Genomic DNA, 13,551 nt, shown 5'->3' with positions numbered 1-13,551 from the left:
ATGCAACAAACACGTAAACTAGAATTTTGGGTAGGCAGTTTTGTGCTGGCAGGAATTTGCGCAATTCTGGTAATGATTTTTCAAGTCGCTGACGTGAAAAGTCTGGGCTCTGGGGATACTTACACGCTCAAAGCGGAATTTGACAATATTGGCAGTCTGAAAGTGCGCTCGCCTGTGAAAGTGGGTGGCGTAGTGGTTGGCCGGGTGGAAGACATTTCGCTCGATAAAGAGCGACTGCTGCCAACCGTGACCCTGTCTATCGACAGCCGTTACAGTCAGTTCCCGGATACGTCCAGCCTGCAAATTCTGACCTCAGGTCTGATTGGCGAGCAGTACATCAGCCTGATCCCGGGCTTTGTATTTGAAGATGAACAGATGCTGAAAGAGGGTGATCGGATTGAAGACACCAAATCAGCCCTGGTTCTGGAAGATTTGATTGGTCAGTTCCTCTACAGCGTAGGTGGATCTGACGATGAGAAAAGTGAGTAATCTATGATGACTAAATCTATGATGTGGAAGCGTTATTTTGTCCTGCTGCTCAGTGTTCTGGTCTCTTGGTCGGCAAGTGCGGCGCAGGACGTTGATCAGACCAACCCGTATCAGATGATGAAACAGGTCGCTCAGCAGGCGTTTGACCGCCTTAAAGCGGAACAGCCAAAAATCCATCAGGATCCGAACTATCTTAAAGTGATCGTTGAAGAAGAACTGATGCCGTATGTCAATGATCAATACGCAGCTCTGAAACTGCTGGGCTCTAACCTGCGCGGCGCGAAACGCGAAGAGGTGGGTGAGTTTATTCAGGCCTTCCGCGCTTATTTGATCACTAACTACGCTCAGGTGCTGACCCAGTACACGGATCAGACCCTTGAATTTGCGCCGGAACTGCCAGTCGAAGATGACCGCCGCATCACCAGTGTGAAAGTTGATATCATTGATGCGCCGCGTCCGAACATCAATCTTGAGTTCAAACTGCGCAAAGAGAAATCCGGTGAATGGCGTGCTTTTGACATGGTTGCGGAAGGCATCAGTCTGCTGTCGAGTAAGCAATCAGAGTGGAACACGAAAATTCGTCAGGAGGGTATTCTGGCGGTGGCCAAAGAGCTGGAAAAACAGGCGCAGCAACCGATCCGTTTTGAGAGTAAATCCGAATGAGCCATCCGCAATGGCAAGTCCTCAGCCCCGAGCAGTGTGCTCTGAATGGCGCGCTGGACCGGGACAAAGTCCCGTCTTTGTGGGTGATTTTACAGCAATGGCAACCACAAAGTGCGCGTTGTACCCTCTCTTTGCGTGATGTATCACGAGTCGACTCAGCAGGGATGGTAATGTTAATTCATTTAATAGAGCATGCAAAAAAACAAAACTGTCATATAATGCTCAGTTTCGTGCCAGAACAACTGCGCACACTGTTTCAACTGAGCAACATCGAAACCATGATGGCTCAGCACTTAGAACAACCAGCCGGGGTGAATTGTGGATAGCGCACAAGTACAACAGATATTAGAACAAGCACTCGAACTTCAAGAGATTCACGTCAAAGGTGAAGGCAGCCACTATGAAGTGCTGGCTGTGGATGCTGCATTTGAAGGTATGAGCCGTGTGAAGAAACAGCAGATGATTTACGCTCCGTTAATGGAGTACATCCAGCGCAACGACATTCACGCCGTTTCGATTAAAGCGTTCACGCCAGATGAGTGGGCTCGCGATAAGAAGTTGATGTCGCTTTAAGGTTTGTGAATGGATAAGTTTCGAGTTATCGGGTCAGATAAGCCCCTGCAGGGCGAAGTGACCATCTCTGGTGCAAAGAATGCTGCACTGCCTATTTTATTTGCTTCGATTCTGGCTTCTGAGCCGGTCGAGGTCGCCAACGTTCCGCATCTGCGTGATATTGACACCACGATGGAGCTGCTTAAGCGCCTGGGGGCCAAAGTTGAACGCAACGGTTCAGTGCATGTCGATCCAAGCCAGATTGACCAGTACTGCGCGCCGTATGACCTGGTGAAAACCATGCGTGCTTCTATCTGGGCTCTGGGTCCGCTGGTGGCGCGTTTTGGCCAGGGTCAGGTGTCTCTGCCGGGCGGCTGTGCAATTGGCGCACGTCCGGTCGACCTGCACATCCATGGCCTGGAGCAACTGGGTGCGACCATTGCTCTGGAAGACGGTTACGTCAAAGCCAGTGTCGATGGCCGCCTGCAAGGCGCTCACATCGTGATGGATAAAGTCAGCGTCGGTGCCACCATTACAATTATGTGTGCTGCGACACTGGCAGAAGGCAAAACCGTGCTGGATAACGCCGCGCGTGAGCCGGAAATCGTCGATACCGCGATGTTCCTCAATCAACTGGGGGCCAAAATCAGTGGTGCCGGCAGCGATACCATCACCATTGAAGGCGTGGAACGTCTGGGTGGCGGTAAACATTCGGTGGTGGCTGACCGCATTGAAACCGGTACTTTCCTGGTTGCCGCGGCCGTATCAAATGGCAAGATTGTGTGTCGTAACACCAACGCAAAATTGCTCGAAGCGGTACTGGCTAAGCTGGAAGATGCCGGCGCACTGATTGAAACCGGTGATGACTGGATCAGTCTGGATATGACCGGCCGCGATCTGAAAGCTGTGACGATTCGTACCGCGCCGCATCCGGGTTTTCCGACCGACATGCAGGCTCAGTTCACTCTGCTTAATATGATGGCGAAAGGTGGCGGCGTGATCACTGAAACCATCTTTGAAAACCGTTTTATGCATGTGCCTGAACTGATGCGTATGGGCGCTAAAGCAGAGATCGAAGGGAATACTGTGATCTGTGGTGATGTCACGTCTCTGAGCGGTGCTCAGGTGATGGCGACCGACCTGCGTGCATCGGCCAGTCTGGTGATTGCCGGCTGCATTGCCAAGGGTGAAACCATCGTTGACCGGATTTATCATATCGATCGCGGTTACGAAAAGATTGAAGACAAGCTATCGGCACTGGGCGCCAACATTGAGCGCTTCAGCGAGTCGAGTTAAACTGCTGTTTTGTTTATGGGCCGAAATCCGTGGGTTTCGGCTTTTTTATTCGAGCTCCTTTGGAGAATCTGGATGATTGCTTTATTGCGTATTATTGCGGTGGTGATGTTTGCTGTCGTAATGTTTGTGTTTGGTTGTGGCTACTGTCTGCTCAGTCCGCGTAACCCGAAGCACGTGTTCACGTTTGGACGTATGTTCGGTGCGATGTCGAAAGTGTTCGGCATTAAACTGGAGCTGCGCATTCCGGACAATGCTTATAACCGCGGCCAGGCGATTTACATTGCCAACCACCAGAACAACTGGGATCTGGTTACGGTTTCTTCGGCAGTGACGCCAAAAGTGGTGACGGTCGGTAAAAAGAGCCTGGCGTGGATGCCGTTGTTCGGTCAGCTTTACTGGCTGACCGGTAATATTCTGATTGACCGTGCCAATAAGACTAAGGCGAAAGGCACGATCGATCAGGTTGTCGACAGCATGAAAAACAGCGATGTGTCGGTATGGATGTTCCCGGAAGGGACCCGTTCGCGCGGTCGTGGCTTGCTGCCGTTTAAAGCCGGTGCATTCCACGCGGCGATCGGCGCCGGTGTGCCGATTATTCCTATCGTGTGCAGCTCAACCGATAAACTGCGTATTAACCGCTGGAACAATGGTCATATCATTGTTGAGATGCTGCCACCGGTCAGCACGGAAGGCCTGGGCAAAGAGCACGTGCGTGAGCTGACTAAGCAGTGTTACCACGACATGAAAGCTAAGCTGCAGGAGCTGGATGAAGAAGTTGAGCTGCTGAACAGCCACAAGGTGACATCCAACAGCTAAGGCTCAAGCTCAGCACTGCCTCAATAGCAGCAGGAGTGGATCGTCAGCGATAAAAAAGGTTGCTCAGAGAGCAACCTTTTTTGATCCGGTCACGGATGATTGGCGCACTGCAGTTTATTTGTGTACTGCAGTTTACTTGCGTACGGGAATCTATTTACGTACTGCAATCGCTTCGATTTCGATGCCAACATCTTTTGGCAGACGAGCAACTTCCACACAAGAGCGAGCAGGGTAATGAGCAACCTGGTGCTCATCAAAGAACTTGCCGTACACTTCGTTCACTGTGCCAAAATCGTTGAGGTCTTTGACAAACACGGTCAGTTTGACGATGTCGCCAACAGTCAGGCCTGAAGACTCAACCACAGCTTTCACGTTTTCCAGTGACTGGCGAGCTTGCGCGGCGATATCAGCCGGAACTTCACCTGTTGCCGGGTTTACCGGGATCTGACCTGAAGTCAGAACCATGTTACCTAGGTCTACGCCCTGAATGTACGGGCCGATTGCTGCTGGTGCAGACTCAGTATGCAGAACTTTAGTCATGCTTGTTTATTCCATTGTTTAAGCAAAAAGCGGGACGATTAGTGTGCCTGTTCTTGCCTGAGAGGTAAAGAGCCAGTCACCCATTCCGTGCGACTGGCCGTCGTATCCGATCACTGAAAATGACCTCATCAGGCTTCGCGTTCAGTCACGATTTCGCGTGAGAATACTTTTTCGCAGTACTTACACTTAAGGCGGATATCGTGGTTTTTTTCGAAAATGCGGAAGCTGCTTTCCACCGGTTCATTGTGTGAAATGCAGTTGCTGTTCGGACAGGCGAAAACATCGTTGATACGCTCAGGCAGCACCAGTTCAAGCTTCTTCACCACCTGATAATCTTCAATCTGGTTCACGGTCGCGTGTGGCGCATACAGCGCCAGCTTGTTGGCCTGCTCTTCACTGATGAACACGTTCTCTATTTTGAGCAGATCTTTATGGCCCAGAGCCGAAGAGGGCAGATTCAGGCCGATCGTGACACGCTGACTGGAGTTGTGCATATCAAACAGGCGCAGCACCTTGATGCCGACTTTGGCCGGAATGTGGTCGATCACTGTGCCGTTTTTAATCGCTTCGACTTGCAGTTTGGTTTCTTTACTCATAACAGACTCCGGTTACAGTGATTCATTCAGGACAAGGGCAAGCAGGGCTTCACGAGCGTACACACCATTTTCTGCCTGCTGGAAGAAGTACGCGTGCGGAGTCTTATCGACATCTGTGGTGATCTCGTCCACGCGTGGCAGCGGGTGCAGCACTTTCATATTGGGACGTGCGTCCTTCAGGTGATCGGCAGTCAGCACGTAAGCCGATTTGATATGTGCGTATTCCGATTCGTCAAAACGCTCTTTCTGCACCCGGGTCATGTACAGAATATCAAGTTCAGCAATCACGCTTTCCATATCATTGTGCAGGCTGTATTCAATCCCGGCGTCGTCAAGATCTTCACAGATGTAGTCCGGCATCGCCAGTGCTTCCGGCGCGATGAAGAAGAAGCGGTTGTTATTGAACTTCGCCAGCGCCTGAGTCAGCGAGTGCACCGTACGGCCATATTTGAGGTCACCGACAAAAGCCACGTTGAGGTTATCCAGACGGCCCTGGGTTTCATACAGCGAGAACAGATCGAGCAAGGTCTGGCTCGGATGCTGGTTAGAACCGTCACCGGCATTGATGACCGGCACGCCGTTGGAGAATTCAGACGCCAGACGCGCCGCACCTTCCTGCGGGTGGCGCATCACAAACGCATCCACGTAAGAAGAGATAACCTGCACCGAGTCAGCCAGGGTTTCGCCTTTTTTAGCCAGAGAAGTGTTACCGCCGTTATCAAAACCGATCACACTGCCGCCGATACGCTGAATCGCCGTTTCAAACGACAGGCGGGTACGGGTTGATGGTTCAAAGAAACAACTCGCGACCACTTTGTTCTTAATCAATTCCGGATTTGGCTGCGCTTTCAGCTGGCCCGCGGTTTTGACAATCAGTTCCAGCTCTTCACGAGACAGCTCAGAAATGGAGATGATGTGCTTTTGATAAAGCGAATTCGCCATGATCTTCTTCCCTTTAATATGTAGCAATACAAAGCTTTTAGCCATAAAAAAGCCCCCCGATCTGGGAGGCTTTAAAATCATTGGTGAGGAGCAAAAAATAGCAGGCCCTGTAAGCATAGTCGCTTACCAAACGTGCTTGCAGTATCTAGAACCTGATTCAGTTTCACTGGCTACCCCTCAGACAAATTGCTCGGAATTATACGCCTAGTTTGTGTGAGCGCAAGGATAATCAGCTGCCGAGGGTCGCGACCATAATCGCTTTGATAGTGTGCATGCGGTTTTCTGCTTCATCGAACACGATAGAGTGGTCAGACTCAAATACCTCTTCGGTGACTTCCAGTCCTTTCATGCCGTATTTCTGCGCCACTTCTTTACCGACGGTGGTTTCATCGTTGTGGAAAGCTGGCAGGCAGTGCATGAATTTGACCTGCGGATTGCCGGTGGCTTCCACTACGGCCATGTTAACCTGGTACGGTTTCATCAGCGCAACCCGCTCATCCCAGGCTTGCGGAGCTTCGCCCATTGATACCCATACATCGGTGTAGAGGAAATCGACTCCGTTGACACCTTCATTGACATCTTCGGTCAGCGTGATGCTGGCACCGGTTTGCTCGGCGATTTGCTGGCAGGTTTGCACCAGTTCAGCTTCCGGCCAGTACGCTTTTGGTGCAACCAGACGAATATCCATGCCCATTTTCGCTGCGCCGACCAGCAGGGAATTGCCCATGTTATTACGGGCATCACCCAGGTAAGCAAAGCTCAGCTGATGGAGTGGTTTGCCGCCACCGTGTTCTTGCATGGTGAGAAAATCGGCCAGGATCTGGGTCGGATGGAACTCGTCAGTCAGGCCGTTCCAGACCGGAACACCGGCGTATTGCGCCAGCTCTTCAACGATCGCCTGACCATAACCACGGTATTCGATGCCGTCATACATACGACCCAACACCCGAGCGGTGTCTTTCATTGATTCTTTATGGCCGATTTGCGAGCCGGACGGGCCGAGATAGCTGACTTGCGCACCCTGGTCAAATGCGGCCACTTCAAACGCACAACGGGTACGGGTTGACGACTTTTCAAAGATAAGCGCGATGTTTTTTCCCACCAGCTTTTTCTGTTCTGAACCTGTGTATTTAGCACGTTTCAGATCCGCCGCCAGGTCGAGTAAAAATTGAATTTCCTTCGGCGTGAAGTCGAGCAGTTTGAGAAAATTGCGGTTACGTAAATTGAAAGCCATATCTCAGTCCTTAGCAATAACAATTGAGTCTGGCTAGTAAAACATACTAATGCGGTTAAAGTGAATAATTATTTTAAATAAATGGCGAGATATTCGAGATATCTCGCCAGATGTGATTATAAATTCTCTTCGGCGAATTCGGCCAGACGGCTGCGAACCACGCCATTGAGGTGGATGTTAGCGCTGCCTTCAAAGTTTTTGAAGCGCTCTACCATATAAGTCAGGCCGGAGGTCACCGGAGTGAGGTAAGGGGAGTCAATCTGCGCCAGGTTACCGGAGCAGACGATCTTAGTGCCTTCGCCACAGCGGGTAATGATGGTTTTGATTTGCGAGGCAGTTAAGTTCTGGCATTCATCAAGCAGCACGAACGCATTCTGAATGGAGCGGCCGCGCATAAAGTTAATCGATTTAAACTGGATATTGGCTTTGTCGACGATGTACTTGAGCGAGCTCTCGGTACAGTGGTCATGTTTGTGCAACGCTTCCAGGGTATCGGTGACCGAGGCCAGCCACGGCATCATTTTCTCTTCCTCGCTGCCGGGCAGAAAGCCGATGGATTCGCCGATGTCGGGCGTGTTGCGGGTTACGATGATCTTATCGAACATTTTCTTCTCAATGGTCTGCTCCAGCGCTGCCGCCATCGCCAGCAGGGTTTTACCGCTCCCCGCTGCCCCGGTCAGGATCACCAGGTCGATATCGCGGTCAAGCAGGGCGTCCATCGCCATACCCTGATAAATATTTTTCGGGGTAATGTCCCACGCTTTGCGATGCAGCATACGCTCACGGCTTAAATCGCGCAGGGTAATTTTGTCTTCATTGATGACTTCAACCCGGGCAGCAAAGTCACTCTCTTCATCCAGCACATACTGGTTGATGTAGGTCGGTTCAAATGGTTCACGGTCGAGTTTATGGTAGGTTTTGCCTTCCAGGGTGTAGCTGTCGACATTGCTGACCTGGTCCCAGAAATTACCCGGCCGGGTCTGGAAGCCTTTGGTCAGGTACTGTACGTCGTCGATCAGTTGGTCGCTGCGGTAATCATCGACGAAGCGTACCCCGGCGCCTTTGGCGCGCAGGCGCATGTTGATGTCTTTCGTGACCAGCACTACTTCACGCGGCGCACGTTTATTTTGCAGGTGCAGCACCGCGTTAAGAATGCGATTGTCGCCTTCCTTGTCGGTGAAGGCTTTCACGGTTTCCGGCACGTCATAATCGGCCAGGATGGCTATTGAGCCGGACGCGTTCGTGTGAGTGGTGAACGGGATGCCTTCGGTGATTTCATCCGGGGTGGCGTCGTGGAACAGGTTTTCCAGCGCCCGGATGGCGACGCGTGCGTCGCGCGCGACATCGCGTTTACTGTCTTTGATTCGGTCGAGTTCTTCGAGCACGGTCATTGGGATGACCACATCATGTTCTTGGAAGGAGTAAATGGCTAGTGGTTCATGAAGCAGGATATTGGTATCCAGGACAAACAGTTTCCGGTCGGTATCGCCCATAAGCGTCTCCTTGCTACTGTGTAGCTTGCTAAGCAATGGATGTTTGCATTCATTGCCCTGTCAGGGGATCGTACGCTTAGGGGTATGTGTTCGATCACCTGACGGCTGACTGCAAACCCGTGTTGATACTCTCTGTTTGAACTTGCAGACTTTGTGCCAGTTTTACTGGCTGTCGTGCGCCTTCTCGCTGAGTATAGCAACCCTTGCTGAATAGAAATGCCACTTGTTTCTTACAGTTTGATGTCAGACAGATCTTGACGAAAAAAAGCCGGGTTTGCGCGTGACCTCTATCACGCCATCAAGTAAGATTAGCGACCTTTTTCTGCACCACTCTTTTTGAACCACCATAATGTTATCCAAACGATTTTAAACCCAGTGTCTGTGCTGGTTTGTGGTCGGGTTTCCCTTCTGTGGGTGCAGTGTCAGTAGATATATTCCATTCCAAATTGATGAGGTAGTCGATACATGACTTTTGCTTTGGGGCAGCGCTGGATTAGCGATACGGAAAGCGATTTAGGTTTAGGTACAGTCGTGGCTCTGGATGCCCGTACTGTGACTTTGATGTTCGCAGCATCGGAAGAAAACCGTGTTTACGCGCGTAATGATGCCCCGGTCACCCGAGTGACTTTTAACGTGGGTGATGTCATCGACTGTCAGGAAGGCTGGTCGCTGAAAGTGGAGCAGGTGCTGGAAGAGAACAGCGTGTTCACTTATATCGGTACCCGCGAAGACAGTGGTGAGGAGGGGGTTGCGCTGCGTGAGATCTTCCTCAGCAACCAGATTCGCTTTAATAAACCGCAGGACAAATTGTTTGCCGGCCAAATCGACCGGATGGACAATTTCGTGCTGCGTTACCGCGCTCTGAATAACCAGTACCAACAACACAAAAGCCCGATGCGCGGCCTGTGTGGTATGCGCGCTGGTTTGATTCCGCATCAGCTCTATATTGCCCATGAAGTGGGCCGTCGTCATGCGCCGCGTGTTTTGCTGGCGGACGAAGTGGGCCTGGGTAAAACCATCGAAGCCGGTATGATCATTCACCAGCAGGTGTTGTCTGGCCGGGCGGAACGCATTCTGATCGTGGTGCCGGAAACCCTGCAGCACCAGTGGCTGGTGGAGATGCTGCGCCGCTTTAACTTGCACTTTTCAGTGTTTGACGAAGAGCGCTGTGTGGAAGCCTTTGCTGAAGCCGATAACCCGTTTGAGACCCAGCAGTTCGTGTTGTGTTCGCTCGATTTTCTGCGCAAAAGCCGCAAGCGTTTTGAACAGGCGCTGGACGCGGAATGGGATCTGCTGGTGGTGGACGAAGCGCACCACCTGGAGTGGAGTGTCGATAATCCAAGCCGCGAATATCAGGTGATTGAAGCGCTGTCGGAAAGTACACCGGGTGTACTACTGCTGACGGCAACACCGGAACAGCTGGGGCGTGAAAGTCACTTTGCCCGTTTGCGCCTGCTTGATTCTGACCGTTTCTACGACTATGAAGCTTTTGTGCAGGAAGAAGCGCAGTACGAACCGGTGGCGGATGCGGTCAGCGCGCTGTTCAGCGGTCATGCGCTGGCGGATGACGCTAAAAATCAGATCGCCGAGCTGCTGTCCGAGCAGGATGTCGAGCCGCTGTTCCGTATTCTGGAAAGTGACAGTGACCAGGCACAACAAGAGGCAGCGCGTCAGGAACTGATTGATAACCTGATGGATCGTCACGGTACCGGCCGCGTGCTGTTCCGTAACACCCGTGCCGCGATCAAAGGTTTCCCGGTACGTAATGTCCATCTGATGCCGATGGAGATCCCGCAGCAGTACACCACGTCGATGCGGGTGGCGGGCATGATTGGCGGCAAGATGAGCCCGCAAGCGCGGGCGATGAAAATGCTTTATCCGGAAGAGATCTTCCAGGAATTTGAAGGCGATGATGCCAGCTGGTGGCAGTTTGACTCACGGGTGAACTGGCTGCTGGAGAAAATCAAAGCCAAGCGCAGCGATAAAATTCTGGTGATCGCGTCGCGCGCCAGCACCGCGTTGCAGCTGGAGCAGGCGCTGCGCGAGCGCGAAGGCATTCGTGCCACGGTATTCCATGAAGGTATGTCAATTCTGGAGCGTGATAAAGCGGCGGCTTACTTTGCCCAGGAAGAGGGCGGCGCCCAGGTGCTGATCTGCAGCGAAATCGGCTCTGAAGGACGGAACTTCCAGTTTGCCAGCCAGCTGGTGATGTTTGACCTGCCGTTTAACCCGGATTTGCTTGAGCAGCGCATCGGTCGTCTCGACCGCATCGGTCAGAAACAGGATATCGATATTCACGTCCCGTACCTGAAAGGCACCTCGCAGGCAATTCTGGCGCGCTGGTATCACGAAGGGCTGAATGCCTTTGCTGAAACCTGTCCGACCGGCCGTGCGGTGTATGATGAGTTTGCTGAGCGTCTGATTGCATTGCTGGCCTCCGGTGAGGAGACTGGCCTGGATGAGATTGTGGCTGCATCCGCGCAGATGAACAAAACCCTCAAAGCCCAGCTCGAGCAGGGCCGTGATCGCCTGCTGGAAATGCACTCGAACGGTGGTGAACGGGCGCAGAAAATTGCCGAGCAGATTGCCGCGACCGATGGTGACACCAATCTGGTGACCTTCGCGCTGAGCCTGTTTGATACCGTAGGCCTCAATCAGGAAGATCGCGGAGAGAACGCACTGGTAGTGACGCCGTCTGAGCACATGATGGTACCAAGCTATCCGGGACTGCCGTATGAAGGTGCCACGATCACCTTTGATCGTGATACCGCACTATCGCGTGAAGACATGCACCTGATCAGCTGGGAGCACCCGATGATTCAGGGCGGTATGGATCTGCTGATGAGTGAAGGTGTCGGTGTGTCGGCGGTGTCGCTGCTGAAAAACAAAGCTCTGCCGGTCGGTACTATTCTGATTGAGCTGGTGTACGTGGTCGATGCCCAGGCACCGAAACGCAGTGGGATCAGCCGTTTTCTGCCGAAAACACCGATTCGTATGCTGATGGACTCGCGCGGCACTGATTTGTCGGCTCAGGTGGATTTTGAATCGTTCAACCGTCAGCTCAGCCCGGTTAACCGTCATCTGGCGAGTAAACTGGTCAGCTCGGTACAGAATGATATTCATCGTCTGATCAGCGCCAGTGAAATCCCGGTGGTTGAACATGTGGCGGCGATTCGTACTCAGGCCCAGCAGGAGATGCAGCACAGCCTGAACGGCGAACTGGAGCGTTTGCAGGCGCTGAAAGCGGTCAACCCGAACATTCGTGATGAAGAGATTGCAGCCCTGGAGCAGCAGATTGTAGCCCTGAACGGCTACATCAGTGAAGCGCAGTACCAACTCGATTCACTGCGTCTGATTGTGGTAGCACACAACTAACGTTTGCTGCCGGCAACGAAAAAGGCTTTCCCGCGGGAAAGCCTTTTTTATCGCTGTTATCCGGTGCTAAACCAGCTGAGGTACTGCAGCGGCTTACATCAGCCACTTCCACCATACAAACAGGGCCAGGAAGCCGAACAGGTAAACCAGGCCAATGATTGACAGGGCTTTCAGTTTCGGGCCGACTTTGAGCTCGTCCGGCAGTTCAGTACGGGTAACCAGAGTGTAGTTGAGCAGGGCAAACACCGGCGTGGTCATAAATGCCATGATCATGGCGAAATTGAGCATCGGCATCAGCGCAGAGGTAAAGAAGCTGACAATCGCCAGTGCTGCTGCAGAGACCAGTACAATCCAGCCTTGCAGCACTTTCGGGCTTTGTTGTTTTTGCTCTTTGAGCAGGCGCTGAGATTCGGCGATCACGCGCGAATAGCCGTCAATCACGGTAATCGTGCTGCCAAAAATACAGAAGAAGGCAATCACAGCAATCAGGTAACGTGACCATTCACCAATTGTCGAAGCGTACATGCCAACCAGCTGGTGCGAAAAGCCCATGCCGGATTTGGACAGCTCAACGCCAGTGCCGTGGATAACCAAGGCGCCCAGCGCCAGGAACACAATCGCCAGCAGCGCGGTGCCGATGTAACCAACGTTGAAGTCAAACAGTGCCGACTGTGCCGTCACTTTTTGCTGGCGGCACTGGCTCTTGAGCCACACCGAAGTCAGTGAGGAGATCTCGATCGGAGCCGGCATCCAGCCCATGGTCACCACCAGAAAGCCGATCGCAGCCAGAGTCCATGGTGACGGGCCGTCGGTGACTGCTGAGGTGACCGGCGCCGGGTTAAAGGCGGCAATCGCCACAGCCAGCAGGGTCGCGATGGTCAGCACCGCCATGATGACTTTCGATAAGGTATCCAGAGCGCGGTAATGACCGGCAAACAGAATAATCAGGCAAGTGGCCAGGATTATCGCGCTTAATACTGCCAGCGGCAGCTCAAACGGCACAAAGATGCTCAGCAGACTGGCGCTGAACAGCAGCAGGGCTGCGGTATTGACGATGCCGGAGAACACCGCCAGCACGGCAAAAATCCACAGATAAGGTTTGCCTAGTCTGGCGTAGCCTTCGACCAGGCTTTGACCTGTGCCCATGGTGTACTGAACGCCGGCGCGGAAAAATGGGTATTTCAACAGATTAACCAGCAGAATCAGAATCGCCAGTTGCCAGCCGTAGATGGCTCCGGCTTTAGTTGAAGCGACCAGATGAGAACCACCCACGGCAGCGGCAGCCATCATGATGCCCGGGCCCAGTGAACGCACCAGTTGGGATAATGACAGCCGCTGTTGCGATGGATAAGGGACGGCATTTTCCATTCTTGTTCCTTACAAATTTTGATGTTGTGTTGTGCGAGTAAAAGCGGCGCCTGCCTGCGTGGGCCGGCGCTCATTTTTTTATCAATATTGACCATCAATATCACAGTTAATATTCGTGTCAATTTTTAGTTACAATTTATCCAAAACTTTTTTTCATGTCCTTATTTGACCTTTGTCGATTGTTGTT

13 protein-coding genes are annotated in these 13,551 nt (G+C 52.3%); 7 read left to right on the top strand and 6 right to left on the bottom strand.

Annotated elements, in window-relative coordinates; translation table 11 throughout:
- The 6 genes from mlaD (at position 1) to E6C74_RS10990 (ending at position 3,816) form a co-directional block, all read left to right on the top strand.
- A complete protein-coding gene (gene mlaD, locus E6C74_RS11015; protein WP_136485077.1) occupies positions 1 to 489 on the top strand; it encodes an outer membrane lipid asymmetry maintenance protein MlaD in 489 nt (162 codons plus the stop codon).
- A gap of 21 nt (positions 490 to 510) precedes the next feature.
- A complete protein-coding gene (gene mlaC, locus E6C74_RS11010; protein WP_168797020.1) occupies positions 511 to 1,152 on the top strand; it encodes a phospholipid-binding protein MlaC in 642 nt (213 codons plus the stop codon).
- Complete coding sequence (locus E6C74_RS11005) at positions 1,149 to 1,478, top strand: lipid asymmetry maintenance protein MlaB (RefSeq protein WP_136485075.1); 330 nt, start codon at positions 1,149 to 1,151, stop codon at positions 1,476 to 1,478. The genes mlaC and E6C74_RS11005 overlap by 4 nt, the downstream gene beginning before the upstream one ends.
- The gene (ibaG, locus tag E6C74_RS11000; RefSeq protein WP_136485073.1) at positions 1,471 to 1,725 is read left to right on the top strand and encodes a BolA family iron metabolism protein IbaG; all 255 of its coding nucleotides are present in this window, start codon (positions 1,471 to 1,473) and stop codon (positions 1,723 to 1,725) included. The genes E6C74_RS11005 and ibaG overlap by 8 nt, the downstream gene beginning before the upstream one ends.
- A gap of 9 nt (positions 1,726 to 1,734) precedes the next feature.
- Positions 1,735 to 3,000, top strand: a complete 1,266-nt coding sequence (murA, locus tag E6C74_RS10995; RefSeq protein WP_136485071.1) for a UDP-N-acetylglucosamine 1-carboxyvinyltransferase — start codon at positions 1,735 to 1,737, stop codon at positions 2,998 to 3,000.
- A 72-nt stretch (positions 3,001 to 3,072) separates the two neighbouring features.
- Entirely contained in the window at positions 3,073 to 3,816 is a 744-nt protein-coding gene (locus E6C74_RS10990) for a 1-acylglycerol-3-phosphate O-acyltransferase (protein WP_168797016.1), read from the top strand.
- A 150-nt stretch (positions 3,817 to 3,966) separates the two neighbouring features.
- On the opposite strand, the gene E6C74_RS10985 is transcribed toward E6C74_RS10990, so the two are convergent.
- The 5 genes from E6C74_RS10985 to E6C74_RS10965 form a co-directional block, all read right to left on the bottom strand.
- Entirely contained in the window at positions 3,967 to 4,356 is a 390-nt protein-coding gene (locus E6C74_RS10985) for a RidA family protein (protein WP_136485067.1), read from the bottom strand.
- A gap of 128 nt (positions 4,357 to 4,484) precedes the next feature.
- Positions 4,485 to 4,952, bottom strand: coding sequence for an aspartate carbamoyltransferase regulatory subunit (gene pyrI / locus E6C74_RS10980; RefSeq protein WP_136485065.1), 468 nt, complete (start codon positions 4,950 to 4,952; stop codon positions 4,485 to 4,487).
- A gap of 12 nt (positions 4,953 to 4,964) precedes the next feature.
- Positions 4,965 to 5,894, bottom strand: coding sequence for an aspartate carbamoyltransferase (gene pyrB, locus E6C74_RS10975; protein ID WP_136485063.1), 930 nt, complete (start codon positions 5,892 to 5,894; stop codon positions 4,965 to 4,967).
- Positions 5,895 to 6,123: 229 nt separating this feature from the next.
- Positions 6,124 to 7,128 (bottom strand): ornithine carbamoyltransferase, encoded by a 1,005-nt coding sequence (locus tag E6C74_RS10970; RefSeq protein ID WP_136485061.1) that lies wholly within the window; start codon positions 7,126 to 7,128, stop codon positions 6,124 to 6,126.
- 116 nt (positions 7,129 to 7,244) lie between these two features.
- The gene (locus tag E6C74_RS10965) at positions 7,245 to 8,621 is read right to left on the bottom strand and encodes a PhoH family protein (RefSeq protein WP_136485059.1); all 1,377 of its coding nucleotides are present in this window, start codon (positions 8,619 to 8,621) and stop codon (positions 7,245 to 7,247) included.
- 465 nt (positions 8,622 to 9,086) lie between these two features.
- Between E6C74_RS10965 and rapA the strand changes: the two genes are divergently transcribed.
- Complete coding sequence (rapA, locus tag E6C74_RS10960) at positions 9,087 to 11,996, top strand: RNA polymerase-associated protein RapA (protein WP_136485057.1); 2,910 nt, start codon at positions 9,087 to 9,089, stop codon at positions 11,994 to 11,996.
- Positions 11,997 to 12,089: 93 nt separating this feature from the next.
- Here rapA and E6C74_RS10955 read toward each other — a convergent pair whose 3' ends face one another.
- Complete coding sequence (locus E6C74_RS10955; RefSeq protein ID WP_136485055.1) at positions 12,090 to 13,364, bottom strand: Nramp family divalent metal transporter; 1,275 nt, start codon at positions 13,362 to 13,364, stop codon at positions 12,090 to 12,092.
- Positions 13,365 to 13,551 lie beyond the last annotated feature (187 nt).

This window comes from Vibrio sp. H11 (assembly GCF_004804295.1).
GTDB lineage: Bacteria > Pseudomonadota > Gammaproteobacteria > Enterobacterales > Vibrionaceae > Vibrio > Vibrio ostreae.
This window is presented reverse-complemented; position numbering and strand designations above follow the sequence as displayed.